Annotated in this window: 14 protein-coding genes; 10 read left to right on the plus strand and 4 right to left on the minus strand. The window is 71.4% G+C overall.

The features are described from left to right. Nucleotides 1-3 precede the first annotated feature (3 nt). The 5 genes from AB0K07_RS27365 (at nucleotide 4) to AB0K07_RS27385 (ending at nucleotide 6,503) form a co-directional block, all read left to right on the plus strand. Nucleotides 4-1,248 carry a glycosyltransferase gene (locus AB0K07_RS27365; protein WP_363759526.1) on the plus strand — a complete coding sequence of 415 codons (1,245 nt, stop codon included), beginning with the start codon at nucleotides 4-6 and terminating at the stop codon, nucleotides 1,246-1,248. A gap of 165 nt (nucleotides 1,249-1,413) precedes the next feature. Next, entirely contained in the window at nucleotides 1,414-1,563 is a 150-nt protein-coding gene (locus AB0K07_RS27370; RefSeq protein WP_167517342.1) for a hypothetical protein, read from the plus strand. A gap of 17 nt (nucleotides 1,564-1,580) precedes the next feature. Continuing rightward, complete coding sequence (locus AB0K07_RS27375) at nucleotides 1,581-3,011, plus strand: class I SAM-dependent methyltransferase (protein ID WP_363759276.1); 1,431 nt, start codon at nucleotides 1,581-1,583, stop codon at nucleotides 3,009-3,011. Between the two features lie 43 nt (nucleotides 3,012-3,054). Then, nucleotides 3,055-5,055 (plus strand): sulfatase-like hydrolase/transferase, encoded by a 2,001-nt coding sequence (locus AB0K07_RS27380; protein ID WP_363759279.1) that lies wholly within the window; start codon nucleotides 3,055-3,057, stop codon nucleotides 5,053-5,055. Nucleotides 5,056-5,219: 164 nt separating this feature from the next. Then, nucleotides 5,220-6,503: a citrate synthase gene (locus tag AB0K07_RS27385; protein WP_363759282.1), complete on the plus strand. Its 1,284-nt coding sequence runs from the start codon at nucleotides 5,220-5,222 to the stop codon at nucleotides 6,501-6,503. Nucleotides 6,504-6,689: 186 nt separating this feature from the next. Here AB0K07_RS27385 and AB0K07_RS27390 read toward each other — a convergent pair whose 3' ends face one another. The 4 genes from AB0K07_RS27390 to AB0K07_RS27405 all read right to left on the minus strand — a co-directional run bounded on the left by AB0K07_RS27390 (nucleotide 6,690) and on the right by AB0K07_RS27405 (nucleotide 9,442). Beyond that, nucleotides 6,690-7,046, minus strand: a complete 357-nt coding sequence (locus AB0K07_RS27390; protein WP_363759285.1) for a nuclear transport factor 2 family protein — start codon at nucleotides 7,044-7,046, stop codon at nucleotides 6,690-6,692. Further along, nucleotides 7,043-7,510: an SRPBCC domain-containing protein gene (locus AB0K07_RS27395; protein WP_363759288.1), complete on the minus strand. Its 468-nt coding sequence runs from the start codon at nucleotides 7,508-7,510 to the stop codon at nucleotides 7,043-7,045. The genes AB0K07_RS27390 and AB0K07_RS27395 overlap by 4 nt, the downstream gene beginning before the upstream one ends. Continuing rightward, nucleotides 7,507-7,854 (minus strand): metalloregulator ArsR/SmtB family transcription factor, encoded by a 348-nt coding sequence (locus tag AB0K07_RS27400; protein ID WP_363759291.1) that lies wholly within the window; start codon nucleotides 7,852-7,854, stop codon nucleotides 7,507-7,509. The genes AB0K07_RS27395 and AB0K07_RS27400 overlap by 4 nt, the downstream gene beginning before the upstream one ends. A gap of 160 nt (nucleotides 7,855-8,014) precedes the next feature. Continuing rightward, nucleotides 8,015-9,442 carry a glycosyltransferase family 4 protein gene (locus tag AB0K07_RS27405; protein WP_363759294.1) on the minus strand — a complete coding sequence of 476 codons (1,428 nt, stop codon included), beginning with the start codon at nucleotides 9,440-9,442 and terminating at the stop codon, nucleotides 8,015-8,017. 331 nt (nucleotides 9,443-9,773) lie between these two features. Here AB0K07_RS27405 and glgX point away from each other — a divergent pair, with 331 nt between their 5' ends. The 5 genes from glgX (at nucleotide 9,774) to AB0K07_RS27430 (ending at nucleotide 18,422) form a co-directional block, all read left to right on the plus strand. Beyond that, nucleotides 9,774-11,891: a glycogen debranching protein GlgX gene (gene glgX, locus AB0K07_RS27410; protein WP_363759529.1), complete on the plus strand. Its 2,118-nt coding sequence runs from the start codon at nucleotides 9,774-9,776 to the stop codon at nucleotides 11,889-11,891. A gap of 1 nt (nucleotide 11,892) precedes the next feature. Then, on the plus strand, nucleotides 11,893-14,217 hold the full coding sequence (gene treY / locus AB0K07_RS27415; protein ID WP_363759297.1) for a malto-oligosyltrehalose synthase: 2,325 nt from the start codon (nucleotides 11,893-11,895) through the stop codon (nucleotides 14,215-14,217). Further along, entirely contained in the window at nucleotides 14,214-15,938 is a 1,725-nt protein-coding gene (gene treZ / locus AB0K07_RS27420; protein WP_363759300.1) for a malto-oligosyltrehalose trehalohydrolase, read from the plus strand. Before treY ends, treZ begins: the two co-directional genes overlap by 4 nt. A 152-nt stretch (nucleotides 15,939-16,090) precedes the next feature. Beyond that, nucleotides 16,091-16,981 (plus strand): hypothetical protein, encoded by an 891-nt coding sequence (locus AB0K07_RS27425; protein ID WP_363759303.1) that lies wholly within the window; start codon nucleotides 16,091-16,093, stop codon nucleotides 16,979-16,981. A gap of 250 nt (nucleotides 16,982-17,231) precedes the next feature. Beyond that, nucleotides 17,232-18,422, plus strand: coding sequence for a helix-turn-helix domain-containing protein (locus AB0K07_RS27430; protein ID WP_363759306.1), 1,191 nt, complete (start codon nucleotides 17,232-17,234; stop codon nucleotides 18,420-18,422). Nucleotides 18,423-18,451: the final 29 nt, after the last annotated feature.

Genomic DNA, 18,451 nt, shown 5'->3' on the forward strand with positions numbered 1-18,451 from the left:
GCGCTGGGCGTGCCCCGGGCCGCCGTGCAGGCCGGGCCCACCACCGCCGGCGCGGTGCTGGACGTGGTGATCCCGGTCCACAACGAGGAGACCGACCTCGGGCCGTGCGTACGGCGGCTGCACGCGCACCTGAGCGAGCACTTCCCGTACCCGTTCCAGATCACCATCGCCGACAACGCCAGCGTGGACGGCACCCTGGCGGTGGCCGAGGCGCTCGCCGCCGAGCTGCCCGGCGTCGGCGTACGGCACCTGGACGCCAAGGGCCGGGGGAGGGCGCTCAGCGCGGCCTGGTCCGCCTCGTCCGCGCCGGTGCTGGCGTACATGGACGTGGACCTCTCCACCGACCTGGCGGCGCTGCTGCCACTGGTCGCGCCGCTCATCTCCGGCCACTCCGACCTGGCGATCGGCACCCGGCTGGCGCGTACCTCCCGGGTGGTGCGCGGGGCCAAGCGGGAGGTGATCTCGCGGGCCTACAACCTGCTGCTGCGCGGGGCGCTGGCGGCCCGGTTCTCCGACGCGCAGTGCGGCTTCAAGGCGATCCGCGCGGACGTGGCCGGCGGGCTGCTCCCGCTGGTCCGGGACACCGGGTGGTTCTTCGACACCGAGTTGCTGGTGCTCGCGCAGCGGGCCGGGCTGCGCATCCACGAGGTGCCGGTCGACTGGGTCGACGACCCGGACAGCCGCGTCGACATCGTCGCCACCGCGCTGGCCGACCTGCGCGGGATGGGCCGGCTGGGTCGGGCGCTGCTGACCGGCGCGCTGCCGCTGACCGAGCTGCGCGCGCAGGTGGGCCGGGCGCCGCTCGCCGTGCAGGTGGGCCGAGCGCCGCTGGCCGTGCCGCCCGCGCAGGTGCCGGTGGGGCTGCCCCGGCAGCTGGTCCGGTTCGCCGCGGTCGGGGTGGCCAGCACGCTGGCGTACCTGCTGCTGTTCGTGGCCACCCGGGGTGCGCTCGGCGCGCAGCCGGCGAACCTGCTGGCGTTGCTGGTGACGGCGGTGGCGAACACGGCCGCGAACCGGCGGCTGACGTTCGGCATCACCGGGCGTCGGCACGCCGGCCGGCACCACGCGCAGGGACTGCTGGCCTTCGCGCTCGGCCTGGCGCTGACCAGCGGTTCGCTGGCCGTGCTGCACACGGTCGCCGTACCGACCCGGCCGGTGGAGCTGGCCGTGCTGGTGGCCGCGAACCTGGCCGCCACCGTGTTGCGTTTCGTGCTGCTGCGCCTCGGCATGCACCACCGACGGAGCTGACGTCCAGGTCGCTTTCTGTGGCGAGGCTGGGAGTCCACCGATGTGTCCGGTACGGCGACGACGATCAGCGTACGGTGGCAGACAAGTCCGGCTTTCTGGGTCAAAAGCCTCACCGCTGCACGCCCGGACGCCGGTGTCGAGACGGGCGAGGGGAAGGAGCGATCGGTGATCCATCTGGCCTACCTGGACGCGGGATCCGGCAGCCTGATCGTGCAGGCGGTCGTCGGCGGGGTGGCCGGGGTCGCCGTCGCCGCCAAGCTCTACTGGCGGCGCCTGGTCGACCGGTTCCGCCGGCAGCCCACCGACCAGCGGTGACCCGGTCCGTTCCGGCGATGGCGATCTCACCCGCGGCGGCCCGGCCCGAGCCGGCCTCCTTCCGTGACCCGGCCAACCGGGTCTTCCACGTCGGGGACGAGGTGCTGCGCGGGCTGGACACCCGGGCCGCCGAGCACTGGCGGGCGCTGCGAGACACGGCGTTCTTCCCGGCGCTGGTTGCCGCGGGCAAGGTCTGCGCCACCGAGGACGCGCCGCCGGCGCTGGTGCCCGCGAACGCCCGGGATCCGTGGGCGGCGGTGCTGCGCCACGAACGCATCCCGTTCGTCTCCCACCCGTACGAGTGGTCCTTCACCATGCTGCGCGACGCCGCGCTGCTGCACCTGGAGATCCTGCGCGCGGCGCTCGCCGACGGCTTCACCACGAAGGACGGCTCGGCCTACAACCTCCAGTGGCGCGGCGCCGAGGCCGTCTTCATCGACATCGGCTCCTTCGAGCCGGTACGCGACGGCGAGCCGTGGGCCGGCTACCGGCAGTTCTGCCAGACGGTGCTCTACCCGCTGCTGCTGACGGCCCACCTGGGGGTGGACTTCCAGCCCTGGCTGCGCGCCCGGGTCGACGGCATCGAGGCCGAGCAGCTGCGTCCGTTCTTCGGCGGAGCCCGCCGGCTGCGCCCCGGCGTACTGACCCACCTGCACCTGCACGGCGCCATGCAGCAACGGAACGCCGAGGCCAGCACCAGCGACGTGCGGGCCCAGCTACGGGCCGCCGGCTACTCCCGGGAGCTGCTGCTGGCGACCGTACGCGGCATCGAGAAGCTGGTCCGTCGGCTGGACCGTCGTCCGGCGGGCAGCCACTGGTCGGACTACCAGCGCACCTGCGGCTACTCCGCGCAGGACCGGGCGGCCAAGGAGCAGTTCGTGTCCGCCGCGCTGACCGCCGGCGCCCGGCCCCGCCTGGTGCTCGACCTGGGCGCCAACGACGGCCGGTACGCCCGGCTGGCGGCCGGGCACGCCGAATACGTGGTCGCCGTCGAGCAGGACCCGGCCGTGGTGGACGAGCTGTACCGGACGCTGCGGGCGGAGGGCCACCGCCGGATCCTGCCCCTGGTGCTGGACCTGGCCGACCCGTCGCCCGGCGGCGGCTGGCGGGGCGTCGAGCGCGCCGGCTTCGCCGAGCGGGCGTCGGCGGACGCGGTGCTCGCCCTGGCCGTGGTGCACCACCTGGCGATCGGGCGCAACGTGCCGCTGCCGGAGGTGATCGACTGGCTGGCGGGGCTGACCGCGCCGGGCGGCGCGGTCGTGGTGGAGTTCGTCCACCCGGAGGACCCGATGGCCCGTCGACTGCTGGCCAACAAGCCCGACGGCCTCTTCCCGGACTACCGGCGGGACACCTTCGAGCGGCTGCTCGCGGCCCGGGGCCGGATCGCCGAGCGGCTGGAACTGCCGTCGGGCACGCGCACGCTGTACCGGGCGGTGATGGGTGGCTGAACCAGCGCCGGCAGCCTCACCGAGCCCCCCGCCCGGGGAGCCGGTGACCGGGCGGTGGGACCGGGGCTGGCGCGGTGAGCTCGGCCGCCTGCTGGAGGTGGCGGCGCTGGTCGGGCTGGTGGTCACCCAGCCACTGCTGGACGTGCTCGGGCGCAGCCCCGACTTCTTCCTCTTCCATCGGGCCGACCGGGGGCAGATCCTCCTGCTGGTCGCCCTGGTGGCGGTGGTGCCCACCGTGCCGGTGGCCCTGCTCGGCGCGCTGAGCCGGCTGGCCGGCCGGACCGCCCGCGCGCTCACCCACACCGGGCTGGTGGGGCTGCTGCTGGCCGCCCTGGCCGTGCAGGTGGGCCGGCACGCGACGCCGCTTCGGGGCGTACCCCTGCTGCTGGTCGCCGTGCTGGCCGGCGCGGCCGGCGCGGCCGCACACCGGCGGTGGCGGGCGCCGGGCCGGGTGCTGCGACTGGCCGCCGCCGGGCCGGTGGCCTTCGTCGCGCTCTTCCTGCTCGTCTCACCCGCCTCGGCGGTGGTGCTGCCACGCGGCGACGGCGGCGCGGCCGGCACCGCGCAGGGCGCGGGGGTGCACCCGCCGGTGGTCATGCTGATCCTCGACGAGCTGCCGCTGGTCAGCCTGCTCGGCGCCGACGGCCGGATCGACGCGGCCCGGTTCCCGCACTTCGCCGAGCTGGCCGGCGGGTCGACCTGGTACCGCAACGCCACCGGCGTCAGCGGCTGGACGCCCAACGCGCTGCCGGCGATGCTCACCGGCCGGTACCCGGCGCGGCCGGTCGCGCCGCACTATTCGCAGTACCCGGACAACATCTTCACCGCCTTCGGCGGCCTGTACGACATCCGCGCCGAGGAGAGCATCACCCGGCTCTGCCCGCCCAGCCGCTGCGAGCAGCCGGTCGCCCCCGAGCAGGGCCTCGGTGTGCTGGTCCGGGAGACCGGCAAGCTGCTCGGTCAGGTCGCCGGGCCGACCGAGACCCGGGTCGACCCGGAGGACTCCTACCGGGAGCAGACCCGCGCCGAGGCCGGCCTGGACGCCGCCGAGCCGGTGCCGGCCGACCCGAAGTTCCGCTGGGACAGCCTGGACGACAACCAGCCGGCCCGGTTCACCAGCTTCCTGGCCGGGCTGAAGCCGCAACCCCGCCCCGCGCTGCACTTCCTGCACCTGCTGATGCCGCACTCGCCGTGGGCGTTCCTGCCGTCCGGGGCGCGCTACGACGCCCCCGAGGACCTGCCCAACGACGGCGCCGGCTGGGCCGAACTGGCCCGACAGCGTCACCTCGCCCAGCTCGGCTACACCGACCGGCTGATCGGTGAGACGCTGCGGACGCTGCGCGCCAGCGACCTCTACGACCAGGCCCTCGTGGTGGTGACCGCCGATCACGGGGTGAGCTTCCGTCAGGGCGCCCAGGGCCGGGGCATGGACGCGATCAAGGCCGCCGCCGGCGAGGTGGCGTGGGTGCCGATGTTCGTCAAGGAGCCCGGGCAGCAGACCGGCCGGGTGGACGACCGCAACTGGGAGCACGTCGACCTGCTGCCGACCGTGGCCGACGAGGCCGGCATCCGGCTGCCCTGGCGGGTCGACGGCCGATCCGCCCGGCAGGCCCCGCGCACCGACGGCACGAAGCACTTCTACGACCGCCCCGGTGAACCGGTCACGTTCCCCGGTGGGGTGCCCGCCCCGCCGCCGCTGCCGCCGCCGCATCCCCTGGTGGGCACCGAGGTCCGCGCCGGCCCGGCCGGGGGCAGCGCCAGGGTGGCCGACCTGGCCGCGTTCGGGGCCACGGACCCGGACACCGGCACCCTCCCGGCGCTGGTCTGGGGTGACGTGCCGGACCGGATACCGGACGGCACGCTGCTGGCGGTGGCGGTCAACGGTCGCGTCGGGGCGGTGGTCCCGGTGGTGCCGGCCGACCCCGGGGGACGCCGGTTCGCGGCGCTGCTCACCGACGACCGACTGTTCCGGGCCGGCACCAACCAGCTCGACGTCTACCAGGTCGTGGGGGACGGTACGCTGCGACGCCTCTCGCTGTCCTGAGCTGGGGCGCGGCCTGCTGCCACCGGGGTTTCCCGGCTGCCCGGCCGGGAATCGGGTGACGCATACCTCACCGCAGAACCACGGCGGGCGGTGTCCACCGAGCCGCAATTACGGTAGAAGCGAAGGCAATTCAACGTAGATCTGCCGGCGAAGCGAGGAACCACATGACGGAAGTCAAGCTCGATCACCCCGGTGGGCAGCTGTCGATGCCGGTACATCCCGCGGTCGAGGGCCCCGCCGGTATCGGGGTGAGCAAGCTGCTGAAAGAAACCGGAATGACCACGTACGACCCCGGTTTCGTGAACACCGCGGCTGCCTCATCCGCGATCACCTACATCGACGGCGACGCGGGGATCCTGCGTTACCGGGGATACCCGATCGAGCAGCTGGCCGAGAAGTCCTCCTTCCTGGAGGTCTCGTACCTGCTCATCTACGGTGAGCTGCCGACCGAGCAGCAGCTGACCGAGTTCACCGAGTGGATCCGGCGGCACTCGCTGCTGCACGAGGAGATGCGCCGCTTCTTCGACGGCTTCCCCCGGGACGCCCACCCGATGGCCGTGCTCTCGTCGGCGGTCAGCGCCCTCTCGACCTTCTACCAGGACAGCCTGGACCCGTTCGACTCCGAGCACGTGGAGATCTCGACGGTCCGGCTGATGGCGAAGGTGCCGACCATCGCCTCGTACGCCTACAAGAAGTCGATCGGGCAGCCGCTGCTGTACCCGGACAACTCGCTGGGGTACGTGGACAACCTGCTGCGGATGACGTTCGGCGTGCCGGCGGAGCCGTACGAGGTCGACCCGGTGATGTCGAAGGTGCTGGACATGCTCTTCGTCCTGCACGCCGACCACGAGCAGAACTGCTCCACCTCGACCGTCCGGCTGGTCGGCTCCAGCAACGCCAACCTGTTCGCCTCGGTCTCCGCCGGCGTGAACGCGCTGTTCGGCCCGCTGCACGGCGGCGCCAACCAGGCCGTCCTGGAGATGCTCCAGCAGATCCACGCCGGCGACGGCGACGTCCGCTCCTTCGTCCGCAAGGTCAAGGACAAGCAGGACGGCGTCAAGCTGATGGGCTTCGGCCACCGGGTCTACAAGAACTACGACCCGCGGGCGGCGATCGTCAAGAAGGCCGCGCAGGACGTGCTGGGCCGGATGGCCAAGCCGGACCCGCTGCTGGACATCGCCATGGAGCTGGAGGAGATCGCCCTCGCCGACGACTTCTTCGTCTCCCGCCGGCTCTACCCGAACGTGGACTTCTACACCGGCCTGATCTACAAGGCCATGGGCTTCCCGACGAAGATGTTCACGGTGCTCTTCGCGCTCGGCCGGCTCCCCGGCTGGATCGCCCAGTGGCGCGAGATGATCAGCGACCCGGAGACCAAGATCGGCCGTCCGCGGCAGGTCTACGTCGGTGCGGCCGAGCGGGACTACGTCCCCTCCGCCGACCGCTGATCTCCACGACGCACCACCGGCAGGCCGTCGACCCCACCCGGGTCGGCGGCCTGCCGCCTTTCGACCCGCTTGATCGACTCCGTTCCACCGATGTCCCGGCGCCAGGGATGCCCCCAGGTCACCGATGTCGAGTCGATCTCCAGCCGGCCCCCACGCCGGAGCGGTGGTGCTGGTGTTCGTTGCGACTCAGGACAGCGGGACGAGGTAGGAGTCGACGCGGGCGATGAGCCCGTCGCGGAACGTGAACAGGTCGTTGAAGGCGAACCGGAACGGCCCATGCTCGACGCTGGCGCCGCGGCCCTCGCCCGTGGTGACGACGACCGGGCCGTCCTCGTGGACGCGGTGGACGTCGAGCTCGGGGTGGCCGGTGAACGCCGGGTTCTCGATCTCACCGTCGAACTCCACCTTGCCGCGAGTGGTCCGGTGGCCGTGGATGACCCACTCGACGTCGTCGGTGAGGGTCGCGAGGATTCGCCGGTGGTCGCTGGTCCGGAAGCCGTCGAAGTACTCCGCGACGAGGTCGCGCTGGGTCGTCCCGGTCATGGCGTTCTCCACTCTGGTGCGGTCTCGTGGCGTCGCAGGTGTGCGGCGAGGGCGTCGAGGATCGAGGCGAGCCCGTCGGCTGCCTGGGCGATCCGCAGCTCGGGGGGAAGTCGACGCTGGTGGACGGTGAGGTCCGTGCCGTCGTCGGCGGGGCGGACGGTCACGGTCGTACGCAGGCCGGTGACGGGCTCGTCGAACACGAGTTGGTGCGGGGCGGCGACGCGCACGTAGACGAACCGGAGCCGGCGGGTCGCGCCGTCCGGCGCGCGGGTGTCGAGGGCGAACTCTCCGCCGGGACGCAGGTCGACGGTCACCGACTCGGGGGGCACGGTGGCGTGCGAACCGCCCCAGAACGCCGCGATGCTCACCGGCGAGGTGAAGGCGGCCCAGACGCGCTCCGGGTCGGCCGCGAGGTGGCGCCGGGCGATCAGTTCGTCGCCGCGCAGCTCCGCGCTGGCGGTCAACGGACCGCTCCCTCGCCGGCGAGGTGCCGCTCCAGGGCGTCGAGCCGGTCGTCCCAGGCGCGGCGCTGGTCGTCGATCCACGTGCTGAGCAACGACAGCTGATCGGCCCTCAGCCGGCAGGGGCGTCTGGTGCCCTCACGTCGCTGCTCGACCAGGCCGCACCGCCGCAGGACACCGACGTGATGGGAGATCGCCTGTGGGGTCAGGTCGAACGGCTCGCCCAGCTCTCCCACCGTGGCGTCACCCCGCGCGAGACGCGTCACCAGGGCGCGACGGACGGGGTCACCGAGAGCGGCGAAGGCCGAATCGAGGTCGAGGCCAGGTGTCGCGGGCGAGGAAGCCATGACCTCACCCTAATGCAAGCACCCGTTTGCGCAAACCTCCGTTTTAGCAAGTCGCCGATCTTGCCCAGGTCGCCGACGTCGGGGCGCCCCTGCGCAGGGACACCCCGAGGTCGGCGCAACGGAGTCGATCAGCGAGCGGCACCTGGCCCGCGAGGTGCGGTCAGCGCAGGCCGGCGGCGGCGAGCAGGTTGCCGTCCGGGAGTGCCGGCAGGGCACGGCCCCGGGACATCCGCTGCTCGGCACGCTCGGCGGTGAACGCGGCGTCGGTCGTGATGGCGGCGGCGTAGCTGGCGGCGGTGCGCTGGGCGATGGCCGCCCAGCCGTACTGGTCGTGCACCATCCGGCGGGCGCGGCGGGCCAGGGCGCGGGCGCGGTCCCGGTCCGACAGCAGCGCGTGCACGGCCTCGGTGAGCCCGTCCGGGTCGTGCGGCGCGAAGGTCATCCCGGTCACCCCGGGCTCGACGATCTCCGCGAGGCCGCCGGTGGCGGCGACCGCCAGCGGGGCTCCGGCGGCGGCGCCCTCCAGGGCCACCATCCCGAACGGCTCGTAGATGCTCGGCACCGCGAAGCAGTCGGAGGCGCCCATCAGCGCGGGCAGGTCGGTGCCGCCCAGGAAGCCCGGCATGGTGACCATGCCGCCCAGGCCGCGGCGGTGCACCTCGGCCTCCAGTTCCGCGCGGTACGGGCCGTCGCCGGCGATCACCACGCGCAGCCCCGGGTGCCGCTCGCGCAGGCGGGGCAGCCCGGCGATCAGGTGCTGCACGCCCTTCTCGTAGACGAGCCGGCCGGCGAAGGTGACCAGCGGGCCGTCCCCGGCGAACCGGGCGCGGGCGGCGCTCACCGCGGCGGCCGGCACCCGCCAGCGGTGCGGCTCCACGCCGTTGGCCACCACGTCGACCCGGCCGGCCGGTACGCCGAACAGCGCCGTCACCTCGTCGCGCATGTACCCGGAGCAGACGATCACCCGGCCGGACTCGGTGCTGAGCCACTGCTCGACACCGTGGATGGTGCGGTTCATCTCCTCGGGCAGCCAGCCCTGGTGCCGACCCGCCTCGGTGGCGTGGATGGTGCTGACCAGCGGGATGTCCAGGTGGTCGCGCACCGTCATCGCGGTGTGGGCGACGAGCCAGTCGTGGGCGTGGATCACGTCGTACGAGCCGGCCTGGGTGGCGCGCAGGGCGGTGCGGGTGAGGGTGTGGTTGAAGGCCATGGTCCAGGCCAGCAGGGAGCCGGTGGCGAGGGGGAAGGTGACGGGGTCCTCGGGGGCGCGCAGGATGCGCACGCCGTCGGCGTACTCCTCCAGGGGTGCGCCGTCGGCGTGGCGGGTGACGACGGTGACCTCGTGGCCGGCGGCGGCGAGGGCGACGGAGAGGGCGTGGACGTGTCGGCCGAGGCCGCCGACGAGCACCGGCGGGTACTCCCACGACAGCATCAGGATGCGGCGGGTCTGCGGCGGCACCCCCGGGCCGGGCTGCGGCGGCACCGCCGGGCCGGACTGCGCCGGGACCTGGGGCCGGGAGGTCAGGGTGGGCCGGTGGATTCGGTCCGGGGTGGTAGCGAGCTGCTCGTCGACCCGCAGGGTCGTCACATCAATCTCCGTCCATGCATGGTGGTACACGCCGGCGTCAGTGGCGGCGAAGCGGGAGGTGGCGGGGTGGCCGAGGGCCGAGTGAGGCACGCGCGGGCGCGTCCCCGAACAAGCAAAGGGCATCGAGCGCCGCCGCGCATCCTGAAAAGAGCCAAGGTGACGGAAGACACCTGAGGGTTTGGCGCGCATCAGACAGGTGGATTCCGGGCATCCCCTGAAAGGATGGATTGGCGGGGCGGAGCGTGGGGCATTAGCGGCGTGCGCGCTGGCGGCCCACGCCGGTGCGCTCGTGGCGCGGGGTGCGCACATGACCATGGTCCAAAGGAGCGACATGCAGGTCTGGCCGGGCGAGCGATACCCCCTGGGCGCCACCTACGACGGGATGGGCACCAACTTCGCCATCTTCTCGGAGCTGGCCGAGCGGGTGGAGCTGTGCCTCTTCGACGAGTGGGACACCGGCGCCGAGCTGCGGGTCGAGCTGCGTGAGGTGGACGCGTACGTCTGGCACGCGTACCTGCCGGGGATCGAGCCGGGGCAGCGCTACGGCTACCGGGTGCACGGGCCGTACGACCCGGCGAACGGGCTGCGCTGCAACCCGCACAAGCTGCTGCTCGACCCGTACGCCAAGGCGATCGACGGCGACGTGGAGTGGGACCCGGCGGTCTACGACTACGACCTGGAGCACCCGGAGCGGATGTCGGAGACCGACTCGGCGGCCTTCATGCCGAAGTCGGTGGTGGTCAACCCGTACTTCGACTGGGGCAACGACAAGCCGCCCCGCACCCCGTACCACCACTCGGTGATCTACGAGGCGCACGTGCGCGGGCTGACCATGCGCCACCCGGACATCCCCGAGGAGCTGCGCGGCACGTACGCCGGGATCGCCTCCCCGCCGATGATCGAGCACCTGACCCGGCTCGGGGTGACCGCGATCGAGCTGATGCCGGTGCACCAGTTCATCCACGACAACCGGCTGGTCGACCTGGGGCTGCGCAACTACTGGGGCTACAACACGATCGGCTTCTTCGCCCCGCACCACGGCTACTCGGCGCTGGGCCGGCTGGGTCAGCAGGTGCAGGAGTTCCGCGGCATGGTCAAGGCGCTGCACGCGGCGGGCATCGAGGTCATCCTCGACGTGGTCTACAACCACACCGCCGAGGGCAACCACCTCGGGCCCACGTTGAGCTTCAAGGGCGTGGACGCCCCCAGCTACTACCGGCTCAGCGAGGAGGACCGCCGCTACTTCGTCGACTACACGGGCACCGGCAACAGCCTCAACGTGCGCAGCCCGCACTCCCTTCAGCTGATCATGGATTCGCTGCGCTACTGGGTGCAGGAGATGCACGTCGACGGCTTCCGCTTCGACCTGGCGGCCACCCTGGCCCGCGAGTTCTACGAGGTCGACCGGCTCTCCACCTTCTTCGAGGTGGTCCAGCAGGACCCGGTGGTCAGCCAGGTGAAGCTGATCGCCGAGCCGTGGGACGTCGGCCCCGGCGGCTACCAGGTGGGCAACTTCCCGCCGCTGTGGACCGAGTGGAACGGCAAGTACCGCGACACGGTGCGGGACTTCTGGCGCGGCGAGCCGGCCACCCTCGCCGAGTTCGCGTCCCGGATCTCCGGGTCCGCCGACCTCTACCAGGACGACGGGCGTCGGCCGTTCCACAGCATCAACTTCGTCACCGTCCACGACGGGTTCACGCTCAACGACCTGGTGTCGTACAACGACAAGCACAACGAGGCCAACGGCGAGGACAACCGGGACGGCGAGAGCCACAACCGCTCCTGGAACTGCGGCGTCGAGGGCGACACCGACGACGAGGCGGTGCTCGCCCTGCGGGCGAAGCAGCGGCGCAACTTCCTGGCCACCCTGATGCTGTCGCAGGGCGTGCCGATGATCGGCCACGGCGACGAGCTGGGCCGCACCCAGCACGGCAACAACAACGTCTACTGCCAGGACAGCGAGCTGGCCTGGGTCGACTGGGACAATGCCGACTCCCAGCTGCTGGAGTTCGTCCGGAAGCTGACCGCGTTCCGGGCCCGGCACCAGGTGTTCCGCCGCCGCCGGTTCTTCACCGGCCTGCCGGTGGGCGGGCGCGAGATCGACGCGCCGCTGCCCGACCTGGCCTGGTACACGCCGGACGGGCGGGAGATGACCGGCGACGACTGGGGCAACGACTTCGGCCGCTCGGTGGCGCTGTTCGTCAACGGCGAGGGCATCCGCGAGCGCGGTCAGTACGGCCAGAAGCACCACGACGCCTCGTTCCTGCTGTGCTTCAACGCCCACGACGCGCCACTGGACTTCACGCTGCCGGGCAGCGAGTACGGCCAGAAGTGGGAACGGGTGATCAGCACCGCCGAACCCGAGCCGGACGACGTGTTGGTGATCGGCGCGGGCGGCACCGTCCGGGTGCCGGACCGCTCCCTGCTGGTGCTGGAGAGGACGATCTGAGATGGCTGCCACCCCTCAGCCCGCCCAGAAGACGCCGACAGCCACCTACCGGGTGCAGGTCCGCCCGGGCTTCGACCTGACCGCCACCGCCGAGATCACCGACTACCTGGCCGACCTCGGCGTCAGCCACCTCTACAGCGCCCCACTGCTGACCGCCACCCCCGGCTCCGCGCACGGCTACGACGTGGTCGACCACCGGGCCGTCAACCCGGAGCTGGGCGGCGAGGCGGGCCGGCAGCGGCTGCTGCGCGCGCTGACCGCCGCCGGGCTCGGCCTGGTCGTCGACATCGTGCCCAACCACGCCGGGGTGGCCGTTCCGCCGGCCAACCCCGCCTGGTGGGATGTGCTGCGCCGGGGGCGCGCCTCGTCGTACGCCGACTGGTTCGACATCGACTGGGACCGGGGCCGGCTGCTGCTGCCGGTGCTGGCCGACGCGCCGGACGCCCTGGACGACCTGAAGCTGGTCGACGGGGAGCTGCGCTACCACGAGCACCGGTTCCCGGTCGCCGACGGCACCGGCGACGGCAGCGCCCGCGAGGTGCACGACCGGCAGCACTACGAGCTGGTCTCCTGGCGGCGCGGCGACGCCGAGCTGACGTACCGCCGGTTCTTCGCCGTGTCGGATCTTGCCGGGCTGCGCGTGGAGGACCCGGCGGTGTTCGCCGCCACCCACGAGCTGATCCTGCGCTGGGCCGCCGCCGGGGAGGTCGACGGCATCCGCGTCGACCACCCGGACGGGCTGCGCGACCCGGGCGGCTACCTGACCCGGCTGCGGGCTGCCGCGCCGGAGGCCTGGCTCGTGGTGGAGAAGATCCTGGAGTACGGCGAGGAGCTGCCGGACTGGCCGGTGGACGGCACCACCGGCTACGACGCCCTCGCCGCGGTCAACGGCCTCTTCGTCGACCCCGACGCCGAGGGCGACTTCACGGTGCTGGACGCCCGGCTCGTCGGGCGCCACACCTCGTGGGAGGACCTGACGCACGACACCAAGCTGGCCGCCGCCACCCGGCTGCTCGCCGCCGAGCTGACCCGGCTGGCCGCGCTCGCCCCCGAGGTGCCGCGCGAGGCGGCGCGGGCGGCCCTCGCCGAGCTGGCGGCCGCGTTCGCCGTCTACCGGGGCTACCCGCCGCACGGCGCACGGCACCTCGCCGCCGCCCGCTCCGAGGCCGGCCGCCGCCGCCCCGACCTGGTCACCGCCCTGGACGCGGTCACCCGCCGGCTGCGCGACCCCGATGACGAGCTGGCGCAGCGCTTCCCCCAGTTCACCGGCGCGGTGATGGCCAAGGGCGTCGAGGACACCGCGTTCTACCGCTGGACCCGGTTCGTGGCGCTCAACGAGGTCGGCGGCAGCCCCGCCCACTTCGGGGTGCCGCCGGCGGAGTTCCACCGCTTCGCCACCGCCCGGCAGGTCCGCTGGCCGGCCAGCATGACCACCGTCTCCACCCATGACACCAAGCGCGGCGAGGACGTCCGCGCCCGGCTCGCCGTGCTCAGCGAGCTGCCGCGCCGCTGGGGCGAGCAGGTCACCGCCTGGATGGCGTACGCGCCGCTGCCCGACCCGGCGTTCGCCCACCTGCTCTGGCAGACCGCCGTCGGCGCGTGGCCGATCGAACGGGAGCGGCTGCACGCGTACGTCGAGAAGGCCGCTCGCGAGGCCGCCACCGCGACCAGCTGGGGCGACCCCGACCCGGTCTTCGAGGCGGCGATGCACGGCGTGGTCGACGCGATGTACGACGACCCGCAGCTGCACGACGAGCTGACCGAGTTCGCGGCGGCGATCACCCCGGCCGGCTGGTGCAACTCGCTGGGCCAGAAGCTGGTGCAGCTCGCCATGCCCGGGGTGCCGGACACGTACCAGGGCACCGAGCTGTGGGACAACTCGCTCGTCGACCCCGACAACCGCCGCCCGGTCGACTTCTTCGTACGCCGAGAGGTGCTGGCGCGTCTGGACGGCGGCTGGCGTCCCCCGGTGGACGACAGCGGCGCGGCGAAGCTGCTGGTGGTCTCGCGGACCCTGCGGCTGCGCCAGGCGCACCCGGAGCTGTTCACCGGCTACCGGCCGGTGCCGGCGCACGGGCCGGCGGGGCGGCACGTGGTGGCCTTCGACCGGGGCGGCGCGATCGCGGTGGCCACCCGGCTGCCGCTGGGCCTGGCCCGCGCCGGTGGATGGCGTGACACAGTCCTGTCGCTTCCCGTTAACGAGGTGAAGGACCTGTTCACCGGCCGGGTCTACAGTGGCGGGGAGACCTCCCTGGCCGATCTGCTGGCCGACTATCCCGTCGCACTGCTGGCTCCTCCCACCGATTCCGCGGAGGCTGCTTCATGACCGAATTCACGGTGTGGGCGCCGGACGCCACCCGGGTCCGGCTGCGCCTGCCCGGTGCCGCCGACCACGAGATGCGCGCCGCCCCGAACGGCTGGTGGCGGGTCGAGGTGCCCGACGCCGGCCCCGACTACTCCTTTCTGCTGAATGACGACGAGACTCCGCTGCCTGACCCCCGGTCGCCGTGGCAGCCTGCTGGTGTGCACGGGCCGAGCCGACGCTACGACCACGCCGCCTTCGACTGGACCGACAGCTCCTGGACCGGCCGGCAACTGCCCGGCAGCATCCTCTACGAGCTGCACATCGGCACCTTCACCCCGGAAGGCACCTTCGACGCGGCCATCGACCGCCTCGACCACCTCGTCTCGCTCGGCGTCGACCTGATCGAGCTGCTGCCGGTCAACGCCTTCAACGGCGAACACAACTGGGGGTACGACGGCGTCTGCTGGTACGCCCCACACCAGCCCTACGGCGGCCCCGACGGCCTGAAACGCCTCGTCGACGCCGCCCACGCCAAGGGGCTGGGGGTGATCCTCGACGTCGTCTACAACCATTTCGGGCCCTCCGGGGCCTACGCGCCGCGGTTCGGCCCCTACCTCGCCGAGCAGAGCAACAGCTGGGGCCGCTCGGTCAACCTCGACGGCCCGCACTCCGACGAGGTACGCCGCTACATCATCGACAGCGTGCTGATGTGGCTGCGCGACTACCACGTCGACGGCCTGCGCCTGGACGCCGTGCACGCGCTGCCCGACACCCGCGCGGTGCCGCTGCTCGAAGAGCTGGCCATCGAGGTCGAAGCGCTCTCCACCCACCTGGGCCGGCCGCTGTCGCTGATCGCCGAATCCGACCTCAACGACCCCCGGCTGATCACGCCTCGAGAGGCGGGCGGTTTCGGGCTGCACGCCCAGTGGAACGACGACGCGCACCACGCGCTGCACACGTTGCTGACGGGGGAGCGGCAGGGCTACTACGGCGACTTCGGGTCTCTGGAGACTCTGGCGGACGTGCTCACCGGCGGGTTCTTCCACGCCGGCACCTGGTCCAGCTTCCGCAACCGGCACCATGGGCGGCCTCTGGATCCGCGGGTGCCGGGGCACCGGCTGGTGGCGTACCTGCAAAACCACGACCAGATCGGCAACCGGGCTAGCGGGGATCGGATCTCGGCGTCGCTGTCGCCCGCCATGCTCCGCGTGGGTGCTGTCTTGCTGCTGACCGCGCCCTTCACGCCGATGCTGTTCATGGGGGAGGAGTGGGCGGCGTCGACGCCGTGGCAGTTCTTCACGTCGCATCCTGAGCCGGAGTTGGCTTCGGCCGTGGTTACCGGGCGGCGGCGGGAGTTCGCGGCGCACGGGTGGCCGGAGGGGGACGTGCCGGATCCGCAGGACCCGCAGACGTTCGTACGGTCGCGGTTGGACTGGGCGGAGCTGGACAAGCCCGAGCATCGGGAGATGTTGTCGTTCTATCAGCGGTTGATCGGGCTGCGGCGGTCTCTTCCGGACCTGTCCGATCCTCGGCTGCACGCGGTTTCTGTGCAGCATGGGGATCAGTTCCTGCTGATGCGGCGGGGGGATACGCTGGTTGTGGCGAACCTGGCTGGGCGCGGGCAGGGGGTAAGTCTGCCGGGGGTGGCGCGGCGGGTGCTGCTGGCGACGGGGGAGGGGGTCACCGTGATGCGTGACCGGATTCAGCTGCCCGCCGAGACGGCGGCGATTGTGGCGCTGTGAGGTTGAGGCCAAATCGCTCGAAGGAGGATGCAGGCCGATCTCGGCAGAACAGTATGACGGCTGACGACCTGCTGTGTGTAGCACTGTAGACATCCGGACATTTGACCGGTAGGTGTTGAAGCTGACGAGCTGTCATGGCAGGCTGACGCCGCGTGAAGTACGGTGCATCTCTGCGGATTGAATTCTTGATTCCCGGTGCGGCGACTGTCGCTGCTGCTTTTTGGCTCCTAGTGGTGCTCGGCGATGCTTGGGGGTGGAGTCAACACCTGCGCTTGGCTCGTGCCGTCGCCGCATCCAATTCAAGTTCCGTTCACGCGATCTTGGTTCTGCTGGTCCTGCTGGGACTTGCGTACACCATCGGAATTGTCGTAGTAATGGCAACCTTCTACTGGCCAACGAATCGCCTCGTTCAAAACCTGCGAGCACAGCGGTTAGAAATGCTCGGTGCGGTCCAGGTCGAGTCCCAGGCCGATGGGGATCAGCCGCTCATTGGGCACCTCCACCGGCTTTTTCAGGACGAACCCTGGGAACGCAGGCCTGAATCCTTGGCCTTGCGATCGTGGTGGAGATCCCGCAGGCGCTGGTGGCACCAGCTTTTCGCAAAGCCGGTAAGTACGCGATACGACCTCCATCTCGCGGTCAGCCTCGCCCGCAGCAAAATGTCCGCTGCCTCTCAGGCTGAATATGAATACCGACGATCAGTCCGCCAGATGTGCATCGGTATCGTTCCGGCCACCGTCATATGTGTTATAGCGGCGGAGGTGTCCATCTGTCGCAGCGACACCTTTACGATCAGCCTAAAAGCTATGGCTGCAGCGCTGGTGCTTGCGCTTGGCACGGCAGTTGCCAGTGGTCTGCTAGCCGCCGTGCAGTATCAAGAGGGAGTTGCCCAGTGGCTTCTTATCGACATTGCCTTCCTGGAGTACTGGGCTGCGTGCAGTACGGCGGAGAGAAAATGCCCTCGGTGCAAATTTGATAAGGACGCCAGCGAACGCGAAGGCCGATTCCGGCTGATGTGCCGACGGCGCCGAAACCCAGGATAGAACTCTCCTCCCGGCGGTGTCTTGACATAGAGGGGAGCCAGATTCGGAAGCCGTGCCGGCGTCGCTTCCAGGTCCTTTGTCCGGCTTGTTCAGGTCACCTGGCGACCGTAGCCAGCTCCGACGCTGGGGGCGACGCCTTCCGGGTACTCAGCGTCATCGCTTGGATGCTTTGTCGGTGTACCGTCCAAACGTGCGGGGATAGCAGGGTGTGGTCGCTATCCCGGTCCTCTACTCGGGAGCGGACGAAGGCATGGTGAAGAAGCCGGACACCATCGGTGCCAGGATCCGGTACTGGCGAATGCGCCGTGGCGGCATGACTCAGGCCGTCCTGGCTGGGCTCGCTGGCGTCACCCAGTCCTACGTCTCGCAGGTCGAGTCGGGCCGGAAGACGATTGACCGCCGCTCCACTTTGGTCGCTCTCGCTGCGGCACTCCAGGTCACGGTGGCCGATCTCCTCGGCCAGGGCACAGAGTCCGGCGATCCGGCCCGCGAGACCGCCGCCGAGTGCGTTCCGGCGATCTGGTCGGCCCTGATCGAGATCGAGGACGGCGAACGCCGCCCGTCGACCTACACCAAGGACCGCCTGGCCGCCGAGATCGCCCGCAGCGATCAGCTCCGCAACTCGTGCAACTACCCGGCGATGGCTCGCCTGCTCCCCAGCCTGCTGCTCGAAGCTGCCGCCGTGGGTGGGGCCGCGCTCGCCCAGGTCGCATACCAAGCCTCCACTTGCCTGCGGCACCTCGGATACCGACACCTGGCGCTCAATGCCGCTCGGGTGTCCGTGTCAGCTGCTGAGGACGTCGAAGATCGCTCGTGGATTGGAGCCTCTCGGTTCGCGTACGCGCAGAGCCTGCCAATCGAGTCCGCACGGTTGGCTGCCAGCGCCGCTGACCGGTCGCTGGTGGAGCTTCAGGGAGGGGCCTCGGACGTTCGGGTCCGACAAATGCTTGGACAACTGCACCTCACGGCTGCGCTGGCCTCGACCGTGGATGGTCGTCCGGATGTTGCCCGCGACCACCTCGCGGAGGCCACGCGTGAGGCGGCGAGTTTGGGAGATCCGGCCGACGGTGGCGGCTTCAACGGTTGTTGCTTTGGGCCGACCAACGTAGGGCTCTGGAAAATGTCCATCGCGGCAGAGCAGGGCGAGTCTGCCAGGGTGATTGAGCTGTCCCGGACGGTACGGCCACAGGTGCTGGTGGCATCAAATCGCCAACTGTCCTACTGGCTTGACATCGGCCGAGCGCTGGCAGACGGCGGTCGCCGGGATGATGAGGCGTTGGCCGCGTTCGTGCAGGCCGAGCGGGCCGCGCCGATCCCGTTCGCCATCAACCCCCTCGCCCGCGACGCCGTGGTGGCGCTGGCGCAGCACGCCCAGCGCCGAGCCATCCCGGACGAGCTGCGTCTACTCGCCGGCCGCATCGGCATCAACCTGGCTGCATAACTGGCAGTAATTCCGCCATCACTGATCCG

This window comes from Micromonospora sp. NPDC049301 (genome assembly GCF_040678715.1).
GTDB lineage: Bacteria > Actinomycetota > Actinomycetes > Mycobacteriales > Micromonosporaceae > Micromonospora.